The organism is Chengkuizengella axinellae (assembly GCF_030730905.1).
Classification (GTDB): domain Bacteria; phylum Bacillota; class Bacilli; order Paenibacillales; family KCTC-33759; genus Chengkuizengella; species Chengkuizengella axinellae.
Genome location: NZ_JAVAMP010000001.1, coordinates 741,613 through 762,574, shown reverse-complemented (window position 1 = coordinate 762,574; position 20,962 = coordinate 741,613). Strand labels below are relative to the sequence as shown.

22 protein-coding genes and 4 tRNA genes are annotated in these 20,962 nt (G+C 35.6%); 8 read left to right on the top strand and 18 right to left on the bottom strand.

Annotated features, from left to right (window positions below; all coding sequences use genetic code 11):
• Nucleotides 1-75: 75 nt before the first annotated feature.
• Together Q5Y73_RS03725 and Q5Y73_RS03720 are read right to left on the bottom strand one after the other, a co-directional pair.
• Nucleotides 76-306: a hypothetical protein gene (locus Q5Y73_RS03725; RefSeq protein WP_305990485.1), complete on the bottom strand. Its 231-nt coding sequence runs from the start codon at nt 304-306 to the stop codon at nt 76-78.
• A gap of 45 nt (nt 307-351) precedes the next feature.
• Complete coding sequence (locus Q5Y73_RS03720) at nt 352-975, bottom strand: ribonucleotide reductase barrel domain-containing protein (protein ID WP_371320160.1); 624 nt, start codon at nt 973-975, stop codon at nt 352-354.
• A 198-nt stretch (nt 976-1,173) separates the two neighbouring features.
• Here Q5Y73_RS03720 and Q5Y73_RS03715 point away from each other — a divergent pair, with 198 nt between their 5' ends.
• From Q5Y73_RS03715 to Q5Y73_RS03705, 3 genes are read left to right on the top strand one after another with little or no spacing between them, the layout of a single operon-like run.
• Entirely contained in the window at nt 1,174-1,332 is a 159-nt protein-coding gene (locus Q5Y73_RS03715) for a hypothetical protein (protein WP_305990484.1), read from the top strand.
• Complete coding sequence (locus Q5Y73_RS03710) at nt 1,307-1,624, top strand: tyrosine-type recombinase/integrase (protein WP_305990483.1); 318 nt, start codon at nt 1,307-1,309, stop codon at nt 1,622-1,624. Before Q5Y73_RS03715 ends, Q5Y73_RS03710 begins: the two co-directional genes overlap by 26 nt.
• Nucleotides 1,625-1,642: 18 nt before the next feature.
• Nucleotides 1,643-2,311 (top strand): site-specific integrase, encoded by a 669-nt coding sequence (locus Q5Y73_RS03705; protein WP_305990482.1) that lies wholly within the window; start codon nt 1,643-1,645, stop codon nt 2,309-2,311.
• A gap of 122 nt (nt 2,312-2,433) precedes the next feature.
• Here the strand turns inward: Q5Y73_RS03705 and Q5Y73_RS03700 are convergent.
• The 3 genes from Q5Y73_RS03700 to Q5Y73_RS03690 form a co-directional block, all read right to left on the bottom strand.
• Nucleotides 2,434-2,509: transfer RNA gene (locus Q5Y73_RS03700), tRNA-Val, on the bottom strand.
• A gap of 65 nt (nt 2,510-2,574) precedes the next feature.
• Nucleotides 2,575-3,405: an alpha/beta hydrolase family protein gene (locus Q5Y73_RS03695; RefSeq protein ID WP_305990481.1), complete on the bottom strand. Its 831-nt coding sequence runs from the start codon at nt 3,403-3,405 to the stop codon at nt 2,575-2,577.
• 23 nt (nt 3,406-3,428) lie between these two features.
• On the bottom strand, nt 3,429-4,430 hold the full coding sequence (locus tag Q5Y73_RS03690; protein ID WP_305990860.1) for a Gfo/Idh/MocA family protein: 1,002 nt from the start codon (nt 4,428-4,430) through the stop codon (nt 3,429-3,431).
• 202 nt (nt 4,431-4,632) lie between these two features.
• Here Q5Y73_RS03690 and Q5Y73_RS03685 point away from each other — a divergent pair, with 202 nt between their 5' ends.
• Nucleotides 4,633-5,571: an S-layer homology domain-containing protein gene (locus tag Q5Y73_RS03685; RefSeq protein ID WP_305990480.1), complete on the top strand. Its 939-nt coding sequence runs from the start codon at nt 4,633-4,635 to the stop codon at nt 5,569-5,571.
• A gap of 147 nt (nt 5,572-5,718) precedes the next feature.
• On the opposite strand, the gene Q5Y73_RS03680 is transcribed toward Q5Y73_RS03685, so the two are convergent.
• Nucleotides 5,719-6,258 carry a NosD domain-containing protein gene (locus Q5Y73_RS03680; protein WP_305990479.1) on the bottom strand — a complete coding sequence of 180 codons (540 nt, stop codon included), beginning with the start codon at nt 6,256-6,258 and terminating at the stop codon, nt 5,719-5,721.
• 47 nt (nt 6,259-6,305) lie between these two features.
• On the bottom strand, nt 6,306-7,193 hold the full coding sequence (locus tag Q5Y73_RS03675; RefSeq protein WP_305990478.1) for a right-handed parallel beta-helix repeat-containing protein: 888 nt from the start codon (nt 7,191-7,193) through the stop codon (nt 6,306-6,308).
• A 192-nt stretch (nt 7,194-7,385) separates the two neighbouring features.
• Here Q5Y73_RS03675 and splB point away from each other — a divergent pair, with 192 nt between their 5' ends.
• Nucleotides 7,386-8,411: a spore photoproduct lyase gene (gene splB / locus Q5Y73_RS03670; RefSeq protein WP_305990477.1), complete on the top strand. Its 1,026-nt coding sequence runs from the start codon at nt 7,386-7,388 to the stop codon at nt 8,409-8,411.
• Between the two features lie 75 nt (nt 8,412-8,486).
• Here splB and Q5Y73_RS03665 read toward each other — a convergent pair.
• From Q5Y73_RS03665 to Q5Y73_RS03645, 5 genes are all read right to left on the bottom strand, one after another.
• Nucleotides 8,487-8,575, bottom strand: a tRNA-Leu gene (locus tag Q5Y73_RS03665).
• Between the two features lie 11 nt (nt 8,576-8,586).
• Nucleotides 8,587-8,663, bottom strand: a tRNA-Ile gene (locus Q5Y73_RS03660).
• Nucleotides 8,664-8,668: 5 nt separating this feature from the next.
• Nucleotides 8,669-8,745 (bottom strand) — tRNA-Met (locus Q5Y73_RS03655).
• 115 nt (nt 8,746-8,860) lie between these two features.
• Nucleotides 8,861-9,025, bottom strand: a complete 165-nt coding sequence (locus tag Q5Y73_RS03650) for a hypothetical protein (protein ID WP_305990476.1) — start codon at nt 9,023-9,025, stop codon at nt 8,861-8,863.
• 266 nt (nt 9,026-9,291) lie between these two features.
• Entirely contained in the window at nt 9,292-9,798 is a 507-nt protein-coding gene (locus tag Q5Y73_RS03645) for a phosphatidylglycerophosphatase A family protein (RefSeq protein ID WP_305990475.1), read from the bottom strand.
• Nucleotides 9,799-9,977: 179 nt separating this feature from the next.
• Here Q5Y73_RS03645 and Q5Y73_RS03640 point away from each other — a divergent pair, with 179 nt between their 5' ends.
• Both Q5Y73_RS03640 and Q5Y73_RS03635 read left to right on the top strand, forming a co-directional pair.
• Nucleotides 9,978-10,496 (top strand): 2'-5' RNA ligase family protein, encoded by a 519-nt coding sequence (locus Q5Y73_RS03640; protein ID WP_305990474.1) that lies wholly within the window; start codon nt 9,978-9,980, stop codon nt 10,494-10,496.
• 183 nt (nt 10,497-10,679) lie between these two features.
• Nucleotides 10,680-11,060, top strand: coding sequence for a DUF2500 domain-containing protein (locus tag Q5Y73_RS03635; protein ID WP_305990473.1), 381 nt, complete (start codon nt 10,680-10,682; stop codon nt 11,058-11,060).
• A 69-nt stretch (nt 11,061-11,129) separates the two neighbouring features.
• Here the strand turns inward: Q5Y73_RS03635 and Q5Y73_RS03630 are convergent, their stop codons facing one another.
• Complete coding sequence (locus Q5Y73_RS03630; protein ID WP_305990472.1) at nt 11,130-11,570, bottom strand: MarR family winged helix-turn-helix transcriptional regulator; 441 nt, start codon at nt 11,568-11,570, stop codon at nt 11,130-11,132.
• Nucleotides 11,571-11,820: 250 nt separating this feature from the next.
• Here Q5Y73_RS03630 and Q5Y73_RS03625 point away from each other — a divergent pair, with 250 nt between their 5' ends.
• Complete coding sequence (locus Q5Y73_RS03625; RefSeq protein ID WP_305990471.1) at nt 11,821-12,828, top strand: LLM class flavin-dependent oxidoreductase; 1,008 nt, start codon at nt 11,821-11,823, stop codon at nt 12,826-12,828.
• A gap of 347 nt (nt 12,829-13,175) precedes the next feature.
• On the opposite strand, the gene Q5Y73_RS03620 is transcribed toward Q5Y73_RS03625, so the two are convergent.
• The 5 genes from Q5Y73_RS03620 to Q5Y73_RS03600 all read right to left on the bottom strand — a co-directional run bounded on the left by Q5Y73_RS03620 (nt 13,176) and on the right by Q5Y73_RS03600 (nt 20,943).
• Nucleotides 13,176-14,945: an S-layer homology domain-containing protein gene (locus Q5Y73_RS03620; protein ID WP_305990470.1), complete on the bottom strand. Its 1,770-nt coding sequence runs from the start codon at nt 14,943-14,945 to the stop codon at nt 13,176-13,178.
• A gap of 125 nt (nt 14,946-15,070) precedes the next feature.
• On the bottom strand, nt 15,071-15,709 hold the full coding sequence (gene pyrE, locus Q5Y73_RS03615) for an orotate phosphoribosyltransferase (protein ID WP_305990469.1): 639 nt from the start codon (nt 15,707-15,709) through the stop codon (nt 15,071-15,073).
• Nucleotides 15,710-15,711: 2 nt separating this feature from the next.
• On the bottom strand, nt 15,712-16,413 hold the full coding sequence (pyrF, locus tag Q5Y73_RS03610; protein ID WP_305990859.1) for an orotidine-5'-phosphate decarboxylase: 702 nt from the start codon (nt 16,411-16,413) through the stop codon (nt 15,712-15,714).
• Between the two features lie 137 nt (nt 16,414-16,550).
• On the bottom strand, nt 16,551-19,814 hold the full coding sequence (gene carB, locus Q5Y73_RS03605; RefSeq protein ID WP_305990468.1) for a carbamoyl-phosphate synthase large subunit: 3,264 nt from the start codon (nt 19,812-19,814) through the stop codon (nt 16,551-16,553).
• Nucleotides 19,807-20,943 carry a carbamoyl phosphate synthase small subunit gene (locus tag Q5Y73_RS03600; protein WP_305990467.1) on the bottom strand — a complete coding sequence of 379 codons (1,137 nt, stop codon included), beginning with the start codon at nt 20,941-20,943 and terminating at the stop codon, nt 19,807-19,809. The genes carB and Q5Y73_RS03600 overlap by 8 nt, the downstream gene beginning before the upstream one ends.
• Nucleotides 20,944-20,962: the final 19 nt, after the last annotated feature.

Here is a 20,962-nt window from a genome sequence, read left to right as displayed (position 1 = left end):
AAAAGTGTGATTTCTAACCACATCATAAAAGGATCTTCTATGTGACCTCCTCCTTCCAATACAGCTATGTTTTTTTTACCCACACTTACTATGTCCGCAGTCTAAGCAGTTATAGCATCCTTCTTGTCGAACGAAAGTTGATTTCCCGCAACTAGGGCAGATATCCACAGATGTATTACTCATTTCTTCGACTTCCTCATCCTCAGTGATCCCACTATTCAGAAACAACTTCAACACTTTCGATATGGCATCTGGCAGACTATCAATTCGATTCTCACCAAACCCTACAGGGTTAGCGCCACTCATTCCACTAAACTTTTCGATTAACCAGTCAATCTTTTCACGAGGGGATCAATTCGATATTCGAGGAGAAGCCATCCCTGTAATCGCAATCGCTAGTCCGTCGGCTATTGCGGAAATGTCAGCGCCGGCCTTACCTAGTTTAATGAACACCTCTTCAATTTCCTGGCGCTCATTTTCGTTAATAGTTAAGTATGCATTTCCGAAAGGAGTCAGTGTCTCAATCGTACTTCCCTTCAGAATTTGCGGACGTCTTTCGTTATTTTGCGTTGTAGAATCGTTAATTTGTTCATTATTTTGAACATTTAGGGTTTCATTTTCAGAACCAGTGTCAACAGATAATACTTGTTTATCTCGACTACCATCTCTATATATTGTAAGACCGACTAACCCTTGCTCATACCCGTATTTATACAATTCCTTCGTTTGTTCTATCGTGAAATTTGCTGGAACATTTGTCGTCTTACTTATTGCTGAGTCATTGTGTTTTTGGATCACTGCTTGAACATCAACGTGCTGTTTCGGAGTGATTTTCGGCGTTCCGTCTTTCTCAACGCACATCGCAGATACGAAGTAATCCGGTAAGTCTTCTCCTGGGTGAGACTCTAACCATTCCTTCGCTTTTCCGAGATAGTCTTTCGTGCTCCCTAACCAGGAATTACGTCTCCATGACAGAGCGAAGAATGGCTCGATTCCCGTGCTGACGGAATATCCTCTTTTTCCCGTTTTCGTTCCGACGCTTCCCGTAAATTAAAAGACTGTAATAACTATACTATCTCAGTGTTTGACCCTGAGAAGATGAATAGTAAATTTGAAGGTGATATAGCCTTCTTCTATTCAGGAAAGCTTTAAGAAAAATAGGAGGACAATTAAATGGCATCAATACAAAAGCGAGGAAAGGACACATATTTATTAGTAGCAGAAGCTGGCAATGACCCTAACGGAAAAAGGAATAGACGCACTAAAACAGTAAAAGCAAAAAATAAAACTGAAGCTAGGAAATTACTTGCCGAAATTTCAGATCGAAGTTGAATCTGGGGAGTACATTGCTCCTGAGAAAATGAAAGTAGTTGACTTTATCGAAGAGTGGCAAGAAAAATATGCAGTAAAACAGCTTGCATCAAGAACATTTGATAATTATATGAGCCAAATAAAGACTAGAATCATTCCAGCCTTCGGACAAAAAAGAATCGATCAAATAAAAACAATGCACCTTGTTAATTTTTTTAATGACTTAGAAAAAGAAGGAAAATTAGCAAGTGGAACTATACACTATATCCATCGTGTTTTAAATAATATTTTTAACAGAGCTGTTGAATGGTAATTAATTAAAACAAATCCAATGAAGGGGGTTAAGAAGCCTAAATTAGTAGAAAAAGAAGATTTTTATGACGAAGAAGAGATCGCATCTCTATTCGAAGCTTTAGATAAAGTAAGTGATCTATGGAGAATAATGATTAAACTCGCGTTAACAATGGGGATGCGTAGAGGAGAATTATTAAGACTAGAATGGTCACATATTAATTTTGAGGAAAAGACAATAAATATCAAACAAAGTTTGTCAAAAACCATTGATAGTAGGCCAGTAATTAAAGAACCCAAAACTAAAAAATCAGTCCGCTCAATCTCCATGCCTGAATCAGTATCTATCGAATTAAAGCAATATCAAACATTACAGAGGGACAATAAATCACAAGTGGGTTCTGATTGGACCGAAAGTGAATTTGACTTTGTTTTTTGCGATCCATATGGACAAGCTCTGTATTATACGTCACCTACAATGTGGTGGAATAGATTTATTAAAAGAAACAACCTTCGTAAAATAAGGTTGCATGATATTCTACATACACACGTTACCATGGCGATAAGTGCAAAACACCATGACGCTACAATCACTAAAAGGATGGGATGGTCAACATCAAGAATGATTGATCGATATGGGCATTTAATCAAATCAGCGGATGAAGCTGTTGCAGATACATTCGAACAACTTAGAAAGAAGTCGAAATAGCACTGAAAAAATCCGTCAACAATTCGTCAACAAATGTGTTCTTTGCAAGCTTTAATCGGATAAATGAAATTTAACAAAAAAGAAAAATCCCTTGATATACAAAGGATTTCGGCGTTTGATATTGGTGACCTGAACAGGGTTCGAACCTGTGACCTCCACCCTGTCAAGATGGCGCTCTCCCTGCTGAGCTATCAGGTCGTTTATGGTTATTTAGTAATATTATACTACCAAGGATAGAATAGAACGTCAATCATTATATTTATCTATTTTAAAATAAAATAAATAAATTTCTTTGTTTCATGTATAGCCTGCTCTAAAGGCTCTGTTGTACCTTGAAAAGGATGAACAGCATTAAATGTATGATTTCCTTCTGGAATGTGAATCCAATCAATATCTGGATTGTTTTCTACCAACTGTTTAGAACCTCGTATTAATCGATCATGATCCTTTGTCCCTTGAATTAAAACGACAGGAGTTTGCGTAGATTTCACCCTCTCTAGAATATGATATTTCTCGCTGTTCTTTTGGATATCTTCCAGTATTTCTACATTTAAAGGCATCTGCTGCTTTGTACGTCCATTATACACATAGGATATTCCCTTTTGTTTCATTTCCTCTTTCTGCTCTTTGGTGAACAAGTCAACATTCGTAATCCCGTTCCAACTGATCACTCCTTTAACAGTTTCAGGATGATCAAAACTATAAATTAAACTTACACCAGCTCCTCTGCTGTGTCCAAGCAAGAACAGCTGATCTCCATTCATATGTTTATCAATAGGCAGTTTTTTCATCTGAACCGCCTTCACTACAACATCTATATCTTCTAACTCTCTAGCATATGTATTTTGCGCAAATTTATCTAACTCTGTAAAATCTAAATGCTGCTCCCCAACACCATTAAATGAAAAATTGAATGTGATTACATCCAAATCCTCAGCTAGTGTTTCTCCAATATAGGGAAACATCCCCCAGTCTTTAAAACCTTTAAATCCATGACAAACAATAAGTGTTCCTCTTGATTGATTTCGAGAAGGGTATAGATTCCCTCTTAACACTCTATTTTCCTCAATTTTAATTTGGAAAGGGGTGGACATTACACATTCCTCCTTATTATGTTTTAGATTAGTTCGATTCTTTTACGACCTTTTGCAGATTCAATACATGCCGTAACCACCCTCATATTGCAATAAGCATCCTGAGAAGGGAAAGTTAATGGCTCATTTTGTTGAATACTTTTTGCAAAATGATCCGCCTGTAAAGCATATTGATTGACTTCTGGGACCTCGATCATTCTAGACAAACCATTTTTTGTAACAGTAAAATAATTCATTCCTTTCATTGTGATATATGCACTCGGTACTTCAATTTTCCCATCTGAGCCAACAATCTCTAAACTGTTTCTAAACTCTGCCCACATCCCGCAATCAAAAGTTAAAGAAACATGGTTCGGAAACTCCACCAAACCAGATGCCATCATATCTACATGATCATGCTCTGATGAGAATAAAGCATGTGTGGTCACCGCTTCAGGCTCACATTCTAGTATAAATCTAGCTGCACTGATTGGATAAACACCTACATCATATAAAGAACCTCCGCCCATATACTGTTTGTATCTCACATTATTCAAGTCATCAGCATTATTAAACGTAAAGGCACTGTGAATAGCTCGAATTTCCCCAATTTCCCCACCTTTAATCATTGCTTTCATTTGTTCATACCGTGGATGATAACGATACATAAAAGCTTCAGCCAATTTGACCCCTGCTTTTTCACAAGCTTTTATCATTTCGGAAGCTTCTTGTTCATTTAATGCTAATGGCTTCTCACATAACACATGTTTACCAGCTTGAGCAGCTTTTATCGTCCATTCTTTATGCAAATGATTTGGAAGTGGAATATACACTGCTTCAATATCTGGGTCACTTAACAATGCTTCATAACTCCCATATGCTTTTGGAATATTCATATCTTTGGCTGCTTTCACCGCTTTATCTTTTCCGCGGCTTGCAATCGCGTTTACTTCATTCAAAGAGGATTGTTTTATACCAGGGATGACAGCATTTATCGCTATATTTGCACATCCCAAAATTCCCCATTTCACTTTTTGAGTTTGTATCTTGACCACTCCTGACTTCAAATTATATATTTATCCTAAAATCTGCAATCATAAAAATGCTTTATTGTATATATTATGAAGTAGGATGTTTAGTTAAACAAGTAAAAATAAAAACCCAAAAACGTGAAGATAATATTTTTGCAACTTATTTTCTATTTAGTCCGTCTATTACATAAATCAACTAATGAAAGAAGGGTTTAAATTGAAAAAATTTATAACTGGAATATCCATGATCTTTATGTTTGTATTTGTTGTTGCCGGATCTGTTTTTGCATTTAGTGACTTACCTGAAGGGTCCGACAAAAACATCATCATGGAGTTAAAAAGAAATGGAGTTGTAAGTGGAATGGACGAAAATAATTTCGCTCCAAATGAACAACTTACCTACGCTCAAGGCATATCCATTATTGTTAAGGGGTTAGACTTGAATCTTGCCCATATGACCTTTATCAAACAGCCTTTGGCAAGTGATTATTTTACAAATATTTCAGATGAGGCTTGGTATGCTGATTATTTTGTGAAAGCTTTTTTAAATAGTGTTGACATGGAAAAGGATGTGGATCCTAATCAAAAAATGACAAGAGAGCAATTCGCACACGCTCTATTTCAAGCAGTGAATGCAAAAGGAGATTATAGCTTTATAGAAATATTCTTAACTATTAAGGATCAAGAGCAGATAAACTCTAATTATATGGATAGTATACAAAAATTATTAATATCTGAGATTGCGGTTTTAGATGATAAGGATATGTTTAAGCCATCACAAAAAATGACAAGAATCGATGCAGCCGTAATGATATACAATGCAATGAATTTTGTAGAAAATAAAGAAAATAGCGATTCAGTTCCGACACCTCCCCCATTTGATTTACCTGTAACAATAGATAATGAAGTGACATTTGATGTTACAAAAATAAATGAAGAGGTAAGCAAAGTAACCTTATCTTGGGGAGAAAAACCAAATCCAGGTTACTCTATAGAGATCACATCCATTGAGTTTAAAAACGATACAGCAGTTATTCACTATAAGCTGAGTTACCCCGAAGAAGGTATGTTTTATGCCACAGTCATTACTGAGCCAAAAGCAGAAACGTTCATATCCAATTCATTCACACCTACGATTCAACAGTTAGTTGATTAAAGAGAACCTTGCTAATTGACCTTATCGAGAGAGAAAACTGGCTTTTATCTCTCTTGTCGCATTAGGTATAAAATAAACGGGTTGCTGATTGTGATTCAATATCATTTAGCAACCTGTTTTTATTGTACTTGCAATTCATTCCCCTTTTTAAGGACAACCTTGAGCGCATAAACCGGCTGGAATACTAATGTTACATGTATTATCAACTAAGGTATTGTTATTTGAATCAGCAGAAATGTCTACAATATTATTGTCACAAGCTATATTGGTTTCTATAGTGTTACTTATTGACGTATTATCAACAATAATACCTCTGTCATTTTCAGTCACACTATTATCTTCAACCATATTATCATCTGAGCCATTAACTAATAAAATACCATCTCCACCACCATCACTGAGTAACTCAGAAAAAGTATTAATACTTGAAGTGATTGTCGAACCTATTTGTTCATCGTTTCTACACATTCTATATTTAACAGTCACATTTGGATTAACAGTCCCATCCACAGACATCGCCTCTGAAAATAAACGCTCATTTGCTGACCAGTTAAGCTTTACTGTTTCGTTCTTATTTTTCACACACACTTTGACCTCTAAAATAACTTCTTCTTGATTTGGCATTAGATCAATCAAATCATCATCACAATCACACAATAATCCCATCTCTTTTTTGAGAGCAGGCATGTAGAAAACAGCTGCCAAAGTACGACCTGATATTGATGCTTGACTGCTTACATCATCCCCACAGGAGTCAGCAATACCGCCTTCACTTGATAACAATTCATTCCTATAACTGGTTCTTTATCACAAAAGGCAAAGTTCGCTACATCGCTTTTAGAAATACTAAAGTTCTGTGTTCCTACCATACCGATATTAAATTGAACTAGATTATTTTCGATTGTATTATTTAAACTATCATCCAGCAAAATTCCTATTGAATTATTTTGTACAGTATTATTATCAATCAAATTGACGTTTGAATTGTTTCGTAATAAAATGCCAGTACTATTATTATTGGTTATTATATTATCTTGTTGTATCATGTTCATTTCGGATGCATCTAACACAATCCCATCTTCATTATTATCAATGGTGTTATCATCAATCGTATTGTTATTTGCACTATCTCGTAACAAAATGCCTTCGGAAGTATTGTTTTCAATCATGTTGTCAAGAATCATATTTTCCTCAGATTCGTCAATTAAAATACCAGTACCATTATTGTCAATCATGTTATTTTGAACCGTATGATTATCAGATCCATTGTCAAAAAAAATACCAACTGTATTATCATCTATAATATTGTTTTCAATTGTGCACATTGTAGAACCACCTGATACAAAAATTCCCTCGTCGTTAGTTCCATTAAAACCTGTGATATCAAAATTATCAATCGTAACCCCTGTAACACCACTTAATGCAAAACCTAAACCACTTCCTGGGCTGACTATAGGAGTTCCATTTATCCCTACAATGATGATATTATCTGTAAAAACTACTACGCTTTCTAAATATGTTAGTTGTAAGCTAGCGTCTACACAAATCGTGTCACCAGGATTTGCATTGTCAACAACATCTTGTATGGTAAGCTCATCAGTTGGTACAAGTGTAGTTCCCATCATATCAACTCCTTCTATCTATCGTTGTATAAAATAATATATGTTAGTCTGTCAACATCGAACTGTGCGTTTATAAGTATACAAACACACATTTTATTCACCTTAACCCCCTCATATAAAAAAAGGAAAACTAAAATGAAATTCAAATAGACATCCTATTAGTAAAAGTGTTGCTAAAGGAGTAAAAAGAACATGAAACCTTTCGTACCTCAACTTGTTTACTTTGAACCCAACGCTCTTGAATATCCATTAGGAAAAGAATTGTGGGACAAATTCAACAGCATGGGATTGGAAATAAGAAAAACAACATCACATAATCAAGTCAGAAATATTCCTGGAGATACTGATTTGGAAAAATATCGAGTTGCTAAATCAACATTAGTAGTGGGGATTAGAAAAACATTAAAGTTTGATAGTTCCAAACCTTCCGCTGAATACGCTATACCCTTAGCTACGGGATGCATGGGACATTGCCATTATTGTTATTTACAAACAACACTTGGAAGTAAACCTTATATTCGAACTTATGTAAATCTAGATGATATTTTTAATCAAGCTGAGAAATACATCAAAGAAAGAGAACCTGAGATCACGCGCTTTGAAGCTGCTTGCACGTCTGACATTGTAGGGATTGATCACTTGACACATTCTTTAAAAAAAACGATTGAATTTATTGGAAAAACACAGCTTGGAAGGCTAAGATTTGTAACTAAATATCATCATGTAGACCATCTCTTAAATGCTGAACATAATGGAAATACACGTTTTCGTTTCAGTATTAATTCAAAATATGTAATCAAAAATTTTGAAGCAGGCACTTCACCTTTAGAGCAGCGAATTCTTGCTGCAAAAAAAGTAGCAGAGGCTAACTATCCTCTAGGGTTTATCATTGCTCCTATTTACATTCATGAAAATTGGAAAGAGGAGTACAGTGATTTGTTATTAAAACTGTCAGAGGCGCTGAAGCATATTGAAGTTCCTGATCTCACCTTTGAATTAATTCAACATCGGTTTACTAAACCTGCAAAAAGAGTCATTCAAAAGCGCTACCCAAAATCAAAATTAGAAATGAATGAGGAACAACGAAAATATAAATGGGGAAGATATGGAATCGGAAAATATGTATATCTTGATGATGAAGCCAATGAAATAAAAGAAATCATGATGACTCGTATAGAAAAATTCTTCCCACAAGCCAGAATAGAATATTTTACTTAATAATGTTCTTATTCGTTTATCAAAAAAAACTCCCTTCTTTCTACCAGATTGGATAGAAACAAGGGAGTTTTTTAATGGTGCCGAGGACCGGAGTCGAACCGGTACGGTAGTCACCTACCGCAGGATTTTAAGTCCTGTGCGTCTGCCAATTCCGCCACCCCGGCACATTTTTAGTTGGTGGGCCTTGAGGGACTCGAACCCCCGACCAATCGGTTATGAGCCGATTGCTCTGACCAACTGAGCTAAAGGCCCAAACTTGGTTGCGGGGGCAGGATTTGAACCTACGACCTTCGGGTTATGAGCCCGACGAGCTACCAGACTGCTCCACCCCGCGTTAATGCTTGTTAAAAGCTTGTGTAACAGCGACAAGAGTAATAATACACAATGCTAAAAACAAAGTCAAGGGTTTTTATAAAATCTTTATTTTCGTAATGTTTAGAAAATTTACTTTATACCGTGTAACGCACACCATACCTGCCTTTTTGTGATTTAAAGACCTCTACTTCCATTGGATATTCAAAGCCATAAATCCACCAATCTTCCTCCATCCTTTTAGCTAAACATCCCGCTTGAAATTTTGAATTATACAATTTCACACAATATATCCATTTCATTTATTTTCACCCCACAAACAATTAACATTTATTTTAGATTAACCCTTTTTGTGACTTTTATTTCAATCGAAATCAATTTTTTAGTACATTTTTTTATTATTTTTTGCAAAATAAAAGAGGCTGGGACATAAGTTGAAATCTAGCTGGTTTTTGTACAATAAGCATAATTAAAACCGCATGAAATCAAGGTTTATAAATTTGATTTCATGCGGTCATTTTTGCTGGGTTTTGTCCCAGCCTCTTTTTGTGTAAGTCTTTATAATGAATTATTGTTCTTCTTCATCTCTAAATCGATGAGCAAGGCGACTGGAGGCAGATGCTGCAATACTTGCAACCAAGTCATCCAAAAATGTATGGATGCCATTGTTTCTTTTTGTATCTAATTTTTTAATAATTCCTATTTTATTTTTATCCAAATGCCCAAAAGTTGTGAGAGCTATACTTCCGTAAGCATAAACAGATCCAATCGCTAGCGTCTCGTCGCATCCAAATAATCCTTCATCTGTTTCAATGAGAGACTGCAGGGGTTCAGACAACATTCCCTTTTCACATAATACATCAAGCTCAACCCCAACTAATACTGCATGCTGAACCTCTCTTTTTTCAAGAACAGCTTCTACACTTTCAACGCAATCATCAATATGAAGATTTTCATGATAAGCTGACTGCATCTCATATACAATATAGGCAATATCTTCTATTTTAACTCCACGTAATTTCAGCTTTTCAAAAACAGCACTACGTACTTCTTTACTATGAACTTGTCTTTTCATTCGTTCTCCCTCCCTTGAAAAGATTTCTATATTATATCATATATTCACAAAATAACCCTTATTAAAATCTAGGAAAACAGCTATAATAGAATTAGAAGCCATTGGATACGTTATCATATGCAAAAGTATTACTTTTGCAATAACTCCTATAGTCAAATTCAAAAAGGAGGTTGTTTTTTATGAATTATGGAATCGTAGTATTTCCAAGTAAAGAAATTCAAGATTTTGCAAACAATCACCGCAAACGGTATGATCCACATTATAAACTTATACCGCCACATATCACCATCAAAAAAATTGAATCAAATGATGAAAATCAATTAGATGAGATTGTGACTCTTCTTGAAGATGTGACTTCCAGTTTATCTCCATTTGAGATCACATTTAACCGTGTATCCAACTTTTTTCCTTTGAACAATGTGATTTACCTTGCCCTTGAGGATACTGAGCCAATGACTAATCTTTACGAGGAAATGAACAAGGGGATGATCAAAGAGGAGCAGCCTAGATATCCTTTCACCCCTCATTTAACGATCGGACAAAATTTAATGGAAGATGAGTTATTTGATATATTTGCAAACTTAAAATCTCAAAATATTCAGTACCGAATGAAAGTGGATCGTATTCATTTGCTTTATCAATTAGAAAACGAAGTGTGGACAGCTTACCAGAGTTTTGTATTGCCTAAAGAAAAATAATACATATCCCACATGATAGCCCTCTTCATCCATTTGTAAAGGATGAAGAGGGCTTTTTTATAATTCAGCTGCTTAAATATTAGAATGTAACCTGTTATATTATATTTTTACGTATAGAAACTTTTAAAATTGCATTTCGTATAAATAAAATACAGATTTTAAAACAAAAGGGGAGATTTAGGTATGGGGTTTCCAAGTACTGGTCCGTCCATCATGTTTACGATTGTGCCTATCTTTATAAGCATCGTCTTTATCATAGTGATTGGAGGCATTATTTTCACTTTATTCAAAGGAATTACGCAATGGAACTATAACAATAAACAACCAGTACTGAGTGTGAATGCCAAAGTGGTAGCTAAGAGAGACCAAATAAGAAGAAGAAGACAGAATGACCGTCACAGCTCATATAATTCAACAACATACTACACCACGTTTGAAGTAGAAAGTGGTGATCGAATGGAGTTGGAAATGACGGGTGAACAGTTTGGATTATTAGTTGAGGGAGATTTAGGTAAGTTAACTTTTCAAGGGTCACGTTATAAAGGATTTGAAAGAACAATCTAGTGTACCTAGATCAATTAAAAACCTCCATACCATTTATTTATGGTATGGAGGTTTTTAACATTGTCGTAATCAAGACTCAGCAACCTCTAAAATTTTACTTAACAGCTCTCGATTTTCATCTAATTTTTTTTGAAATTGTTCTGGTGATAAACCAAGCTTTTCAGCCAAACAAACAGGGATTTTTTCAGCTTTTTCTCTCATTTCCATTCCTTTTGAGGTTAAACTTACTAAAACTTTACGTTCATCCTCTTTAGAACGTTCTCGTTTTACTATATCAGCGTCTTCCATCCGTTTTAAAAGAGGTGTTAAAGTTCCAGAATCCAATAAGAGATTTTCTCCTAGTTGTTTTACTGTTAATTTATTCTTTTCCCACAGAACAAGCAAAACTAAATACTGAGGGTACGTTACATTCATATCCTTTAAAAATAAGTTATATAGCTTTGTAAATTCCTTAGACAAAGCATAAATCGAAAAACATAATTGATTTTCTATTCTAAGTTGATCATCCATTTGTATTCACCTGCCTACTCCTATTATCAGTGCCATCATATCGTGGATCAAGGCTCGTTGTAAACCTTTGACTGACAGTTCAAATTTTTTGACATCTAAAATGACCTGTGGTAAATTTGATTGTGTGCAATTTAATTATACAAAATATTTAAAATAAATCTAGTTACAAATTATAAATATACACTTCAAACTAAGACTAACAAATTATTATATTATAAAATACAACGTTTTTTTGGGAAAGGAATTCACCATGATTAAATTAAGTGTACTAGACCAATCTCCAATTTCTGAAGGCAGCAATGCTAGTGAAGCTTTAGCAAATACAGTTCAATTAGCTCAAGCAACAGAAAAAATGGGTTATCACCGCTTTTGGGTGGCTGAGCATCATCAATCAGAGGCATTAGCAGGTTCTTCCCCAGAGATATTAATGGCTCATTTAGCTGCAAACACTTCTAAGATTAAAGTAGGCTCTGGTGGTGTCATGTTACCTCATTACAGCCCTTATAAAGTAGCTGAAAACTTTCGTTTGTTAGAAGCACTCCACCCTAATCGAATAGACTTAGGCGTAGGGAGAGCACCAGGAGGAATGCCTTTAGCTACAATGGCATTGCAAGAAGGTAAACAGCGAACTGTAAATCAATTCCCTGAGCAAATCGATGATGTATTGGCCTATATTCATGATGATGAAGAAGAAAAGAAGCAACGATTTTCTAGACTAAAAGCTACACCCTTAGGTCCAACTGCCCCCGAGTTGTGGATGTTAGGATCGAGTGGCGAAAGTGCTGTCCTAGCAGCAAATAAAGGACTGCCATACACCTTCGCACATTTTATAAATGGGCAAGGAGGCTCCCAGTTTGTTGAACATTATAATCAGGCCTTTAAACCATCCAAATATTTAAAGGAACCAAAAACGATAGTAGCTATTTTTGTAATTTGTGCAGATACAGATGAAGAAGCTGAACGAATTGCTAAAAGCCTTGACCTTTCTTTATTACTACTTGAAAAAGGCAGCCCAGAAAGAAAGGGAGTACCAAGTCTAGAAGCTGCAGAAGCCTATCCATACAGTGAGTTTGATTTGCAAAGAATCCGTCTAAATCGAAAGCGTATGATTGTAGGATCACAATCTACAGTTGCACATCAACTTCTTCAACTAAGAGATCAGTATAGTACAGATGAGTTGATGGTCGTAACTATCACCCATGATATCAAAGATAAAATCTACTCCTATCAGTTGCTTGCTGAAGCTTTTCAATTGTAAAATTACAATGAATCTTCGGATTTAATTTGTTATCTTATAAATAAGGGAAATGTTTTTATTTCACTGCAATAGGTAAATACAAAAAAAGAGGAAAATTTTAGCCTTATTCTTATGATTATTTTCATTTTCAAGAAAATTATCAGAATAAGACCCTTAATTCCCTCTTTTTTTGTTTATAACTTAACGAATAATAAGACCCTCATTTTCCTCTATTTCACAAAAAAATTTCTCATACCTTACACGATTATTTTACCAATTATCAGGGAAGCCATGCTATTACCTCCTTTACAGAAGAGGAAGGTCTTGCAGCATGTAACTTGTGAATATAGCGTGTGTGTTTTATAAAGCTATATCTGTATTAAGCCCATATACTGCATCAATCTGCTCAACATCACTACTGCCTCAGCTCTAGTAGCATCTTCTTTAGGTGCAAAATTAGATTCAGTTTTTCCAAAGGCAATATCCAGTTCTAACAACTCAAGGATTGCATCTTTAGACCATTCACTAATTGCATCTTGATCTGTAAATGGCTGTAAAAGGGTTTCTTCTTCTGTAATATTGGATTTTTGAACATCCTTCCCTATATACTCCATCACACGATTCATCATGACCACTAATTCTTGCCTAGTTATTTCTTTATTAGGAAGAAAGGTTCCATCTTCATATCCATTTACTAATCCAACCGCTGATGCTGTAATAACATCCTTCACATACCATCCATCAACAACATCAGAAAAGGATATATCAGACTTGTTTTCTGGAATTTCCAATGCCCTGACGATCATTGCAGCTATCTGAGCACGTGTTAATGTACCTTCTGGATGAAATTCATCTTCTGTTATTCCATTCACAATGTTTATCGAGGATAACAATTCAATCTCATTCTTAGCCCAATGATTTTGAATATCGCTAAAAGTGGAATCATTTTGATCGGAATTTATTACTTGTATTTTAAATTCAGTTTTTACAGTTCCACCATTTTTGTCACTAGCTGTTATAATAATTTCCGTTTTACCTAAACCTGTAGATGTCAGTTCTAAGTTTGTTTTTTCAATAGTTCTAAATTCTACAACTTCCTCTCTACTCTCTATTTGATAAGTCAAAAAATCTCCGTCTTTATCATAAAATACTTCTGTTAAATCAATTATCGTATTTAAACCAACATTCATATAATGACTTGGTATATATTCAATAATTTCTGGACTATGGTTCTCATAATTTATCGTTTTATTTTTAATCATTCCGTGATCTTGCCATACCACTTTATCTTGATAAATAACAGGGTAGTTGATTGTATGCGTTATCGTTTGAACATCTCCATCGTCATTCAAATCGTAAATATAAAATACTGAATCTTTATCTTTTGTACCTGACCATACAATCTTACTCCCATATATGTCAGGGTTTCTATCATTTGAGCCATCAGTTGATATTTTTGTCTCTTCCTTTGTTAGAATATCATAAATATAAATATCACGATTCTCATTACGGTAATCTTGCCAAACGATCGTATCCCCATATATTTTAGGGTTAATTTGATCATCCTTATTACTTGTCACTCTGATTTCTTGTTTGGAAGTTAAATCATACATATAAATATCCCAGTTTCCGTTTCGATTATCCTGCCAAACGATTTTATCACCATAAATGATTGGGTTATGTTGTGTTTCTGGATTGTTAGTAACCTGAATTTCATTTCCCTTTTCTATTTCCATCATATAAATATTTAAATCGCCATCTCGTAAATCATCCCAGACTACGATATTTTCAAACAAAGAAGGTGAGCTCTGATGAGAATCATGTACAACAAGAGGGATTTCTTCTTCACTAGTAAAGTCATATAAATAAATATCCCAACCCTCGTTACGGTCATCTACATACACTAATTTATCGCCATAAAGCGAAGGTGAAAATTGCCTTGACTTACGATCAGAAAATGGTTTGTTCTCTTTTTTCTCTAAATCATATACATTCAATTTTAATTTTAAATCCTGCCACACTACTCTGCTCCCATCAATATCAATTCCAACATTAGACATTGTAATAGCTTCACTTACACTTAAGTTGAATTGAAATGAACTAAAAATAATTACAATGATTAGTGCTATTTTTTTCATAATATCTCCTTTTTTATATGGTTATCTGAAAGAACATGAATGATCTATTCTAAGAAAAAAACCGCCATGCATTTGAGATCACATGTCGGTTCCTCTAAAGTATAATTATAGTTTATTCATTTACATTAGTCTACCAGATACTTTTCCGGATTATGACGCCAAGATTGAAGCAATTCCAAATCCTCACTTTCTACCTTGCCCATGTCAGAAGCAATTTGAATAAGTGCTGTGTAATTAGACAATGTATGCATTTGAATGTTCTCTTCAACAAAAGCATTTGCCGCTTTTTCAAATTGATAAGTAAAGATAGCAACCACAGCCTGTACATATCCCCCTGCTTCTTGAACTGCTTTAGCTGCTCTTAATGAACTGCCTCCAGTAGAGATTAAATCCTCAATGACAACGACTTTCTGATCTGGTTTAAGAAGTCCTTCTATTTGATTTTTCTTTCCATGACCCTTTGCTTTGTCACGAATATATATCATAGGTAAACCCAGCTTATCAGCAACCCAAGCTGCATGAGGTATACCTGCTGTTGATGTACCGGCAATGACTTCAACATCTGGATATTTTTCTTTAATCACTTGCACAAAACCTTCTGCAACAATATTTCTAATGTGCGGATACGACATCGTTAAACGGTTATCACAATAAATGGGTGACAATAAACCTGAAGACCATGTAAATGGATCCTTTGGTTTAAGATTGACAGCACCTATATCTAATAATGATTGTGCAATTTGATTCGCTAATTGAGAATTCATAATTAGTTCAACTCCTCTATAATGTTCTCTAACGCTTTACGAGGGTCATCAGAGGCGGTAATTGGCCTTCCAATAACAATATAGTCAGTTCCTTGATTAAATGCTTCCTTTGGAGTCATTACTCTAGACTGATCTCCTATATTAGATCCTTGCGGACGAATCCCAGGGGTCACTGTTACAAAATCTGTTCCAATTTGATCTTTGATATTTGTTACTTCTAATGGGGAAGCGACTACTCCATCTAATCCCGCACTCTTAGCTAAATGCGCATAATGGAGAACAGCATCTTCAACCGTTCCAGCAATACCTATTTCTTCATTTAAGGTAGTAACATTTGTACTAGTTAATTGAGTTACCCCGATTACTAGCGGCTTTTCATTGGAAGAAGTTACGGCCTGGTCAACCCCTTCTAACGCATACTCCATCATTTTTTTTCCACCAGCAGCATGAACATTGAACATATCCACTCCTAGCTTGGTAATACTATTTGCTCCGCCTTTTACTGTATTCGGTATATCATGCATCTTTAAGTCTAAAAAAACCTTATATCCTTGTTCCTTTAACTTCAAAACAAAGGATGGACCTGCAGCGTAAAACAGCTGCATCCCCACCTTCATATAACAAGGAATTCCTTTTAATTGTGCTAATAATGAGTTCGCATCTTCAGCTGATTCATAATCCAGTGCTACAATAATCCGACCCATGAAATCCTCTGGTCTCCCCAAAACATCAACCTCGTTTCTTCATATTCGTTCTCTGAACAAAAACTCCTATCTAAGTCTTTAGAAGATATAAACGAGAGGGATTTTCCAGGATTCCTCCTAGACAATCCCTCTTTTCTTTAATTTACACCTGCAAGTCTATTTCTAAGCTTTTTAACTTCTGTGATATCTTCACCCATTACTGGCATTGGTGTAGATGCATAATTAATGGTTTGCAACATCGTAAGAAGTGCACGAACCGTATCAAGTGACGTTAAACATACAACTCCGTTCTCCACAGCTTCACGACGAATTCTAAATCCATCACGTTCAGGTGTTTTTCCTTTTGTTAATGTATTGATAACAAATTGAGCCTCACCGTTTCGAATTAAATCTACAATATTAGGCGATCCCTCTTTTAATTTATTGACATGTTGAACTGTCATTCCACTATCCTCTAAGATTTTGGAAGTTCCTCCAGTTGCAATAATCTTATAACCTAGATTATAGAAACCTTTGATTAACTCCGTTGCTTCATCTTTATCTTTATCAGCAACAGTAACGATAATGGAACCAGATTGAGGAATTTTCATGCCTGATCCTATTAAACCTTTATAAAGTGCCTTGGCATAATGAATGTCACGTCCCATAACCTCACCAGTAGATTTCATTTCTGGTCCAAGTGATGTATCTACTCGGCGCAGCTTAGCAAATGAGAATACTGGTACTTTAACGGATACATAATCATCCTCTGGCCACAATCCATTTTCATATCCTAATTCAGATAATTTCTGACCTAAGATCACCTTCGTAGCTACGTTTGCCATCGGAATGTTGGTTACTTTGCTTAGGAAAGGAACTGTTCTTGAAGAACGCGGGTTCACTTCAATCACATAAACTTTCTCTTTAAAAATAACAAATTGAATATTCACTAATCCAATGACTTGCAGTTCTCTTGCAATTTTCGTAGTAATTTCTACAATCTGATTTTTAATTTCTTCGGAAACGGATTGAGTCGGGTATACTGCAATAGAATCTCCTGAGTGAACACCTGCTCTTTCTACATGCTCCATAATACCAGGAATAACCACAGTCTCCTTGTCACAAATGGCGTCAACTTCAACTTCCTTCCCTAACATATAACGATCAATTAAAACAGGATGATCAGGATTGATTTTAACTGCTTTCTCCATGTAACTTAACAATTCTTCATCAGAATATACAATTTCCATTGCTCTTCCACCTAATACATAAGATGGTCGAACCAATACGGGATAACCTAGCGCAGAAGCTGTTTCTACTGCTTGATCCACTGTAGTAACAGTACTACCTTGAGGTTGAGCAATTTCTAATTTCCTTAATAACGCCTCGAATACCTTGCGATCCTCAGCAGCATCTATATTTTCAATACTCGTTCCTATAATATTAACTCCAGCTTTGGACAATGGCTCAGCTAAATTAATTGCTGTTTGTCCTCCAAATTGAACGATAACACCAATTGGTTGAACCTGTTCAATAATATTCATTACATCTTCAAAGAACAAAGGCTCAAAATACAATTGATCAGATGTACTGAAATCAGTGGACACTGTTTCTGGATTATTGTTAATAATCACAGCCTCATATCCTGCATCTTGTATGGCCCAAACTGCGTGTACAGTAGAATAATCAAATTCTATCCCTTGTCCGATTCGGATAGGACCTGAACCTAATACAATCACCTTTTCCTTAGTAGATTGAATCGCTTCATTCTCTGTCTCATAAGTAGAATAATAATATGGTGTCGTAGCTTCAAACTCTGCAGCACAAGTATCTACCATTTTGTAAACAGGTTTGATTTCAAATTGTGTACGAAGCTTACGGACATCTTGTTCTTCTGTGTAAGATAGGTTTGGATTTGATTCTCTGCGAAGCTCAGCAATCGCTTTATCAGTAAATCCTTTTCTTTTTGCTTCCAACAATAAGTCTTTCGTTAAATCTGAATCCTTCAACTCATTTTCAAACTGAATCAAACCTTCTAGTTTATTCAGAAACCACCAATCGATTTCCGTCAAATCTTGAATTTGTTGCAATGTAAACCCTCTGCGATACGCCTCCGCAATAATAAACAAACGTTCATCATCAGGTGTTTGCAATCTGTTTTTGAGGACTTCGTCATCCAAATTCTCAAGCTCTTTAATATATAAGCGATGTACATCGATTTCTAAAGAACGGATAGCTTTTTGCATAGACTCTTCAAAAGTACGACCAATCGCCATAACTTCCCCCGTTGCCTTCATCTGAGTCCCAAGTTTACGATTCGCACTCGTAAATTTATCAAAAGGCCAGCGTGGAATTTTACTTACGATATAATCCAAAGTTGGTTCAAAACAAGCATAGGTTTGACCTGTTACAGGATTAATTAACTCATCTAATGTTAAACCAACTGCAATTTTGGCCGCCATTTTTGCAATCGGATACCCTGTTGCTTTGGAGGCTAGGGCTGAAGATCGACTAACTCTCGGATTTACTTCTATAACATAATAATCAAAACTAAATGGGTCTAACGCAAGCTGAACATTACATCCACCCTCAATATTTAAAGCACGAATGATCTTTAATGATGCAGATCGAAGCATTTGATATTCACGATCAGACAACGTTTGGCTAGGAGCTACAACTATGCTGTCACCCGTATGCACACCAACTGGATCAAAGTTCTCCATATTACAAACGACGATACAATTGTCGTTAGCATCACGCATGACTTCATACTCTACTTCCTTCATTCCAGCAATGCTCTTTTCAATTAAACATTGATCAATCGGGCTATATCGAATCCCTGCTGCTACAATTTCTCGTAATTCTTCCTCTGTATCTGCAATACCACCGCCAGTTCCACCTAATGTGTAAGCTGGTCTGATAATAATGGGATAACCTATTTCATTTGCAAAATCAACAGCTTCTTGAACCTTAGTTACTATTACACTTTCAGGAACAGGTTGTTCGAGTTCACGCATAAGATCTCTAAATAAATCACGATCCTCTGCTTTTTCAATAGAAGATAATTGAGTTCCTAGAAGTTGAACATTTTCTTCCTCCAGCACACCTCTTTTGGCTAATTCAACAGCCATGTTTAATCCTGTTTGTCCTCCTAATGTAGGCAATAATCCGTCAGGTTGCTCTTTACGGATGACCTGAGTAACAAACTCTGGAGTGATCGGTTCAATATACACTTTATCGGCCATATTTGTATCCGTCATAATGGTTGCGGGATTACTATTGATAAGTACGACTTCATAACCTTCTTCTTTTAGGGCTTGACACGCTTGTGTTCCTGCATAATCAAATTCAGCCGCTTGTCCTATAACAATGGGTCCTGAACCTATAACTAGTATTTTTTTCAACGAAGTATTTTTAGGCATTTTGTAAGTCTCCTTTCATCGCAGCAATTTTAGCCTGACGAGGAATTTGAGGATTTTCTGTTTTAGCTCGTCTAATCATATTGATAAAATCATCAAATAAATAACTTGAATCAAATGGTCCTGGTGCTGCTTCTGGATGATATTGCACTGAAAAAGCCGGCACATGTTTATGCTTGAGTCCTTCTACAGTTTTATCATTATTGTTAATGTGTGTTACTTCAAGTGGTGTGTTGTTCACTGATCCTTCTTTTACTGTATAACCATGGTTTTGAGATGTAATATAGCAACGGTTTGAGAACAATTCTTTTACAGGATGATTCCCGCCTCTATGTCCAAACTTCAGCTTTTCCGTGTCCGCTCCACAAGCTAAAGCAAAAAGCTGATGTCCTAAACAGATGCCAAAGATCGGAAACTCCCCTAATAAATCTTGAATCATCGTTACAGCTTGAGGAACATTTTTAGGGTCTCCTGGTCCATTAGACAACAAAATGCCATCGGGTTTTAATCTTCGAATTTGATCCGCTGTTGTGTCATGCGGTACTACAATTACGTCACAATCACGTTTATTAAGTTCTCTCAATATTCCACTTTTTGAACCAAAATCAACAAGTACGATTCTTTCCTTATTACCAGGAGAACTGAAAATACTTTTTGTTGAAACACGAGCCACTTGGTCAGATAATAAAGATGATGCTTTTACTTGTTCCATCAATTCTTCAACGGAGTGATCTCCAGTTGCAATAATCCCTCTCATCGTACCAAAATGTCTTAGTTTACGAGTTAACATACGAGTATCTATTTCACTTATTCCAGGAACCTCATATTCCTTCAACAAACTATCAACCGTGTATTCTGCTCTCCAATTACTCGGTACTTCTTCATGCTGACGTACAACAAATCCATGAATGTAAGGGCGAACAGCTTCAAAATCGTCTCGTGATATCCCATAATTTCCGATTAATGGGTAAGTCATTGTAATGATTTGTCCGCAATAAGATGGATCTGACAATACTTCTTGATAACCTGTAATTCCTGTATTAAACACAACTTCACCAACTGCTTTTTTTACACTTCCAAAAGATTTACCTGTAAAAAGAGTACCGTCTTCTAATAATAATTTAGCTTGCATAATGTCCTCCTTCTATGTG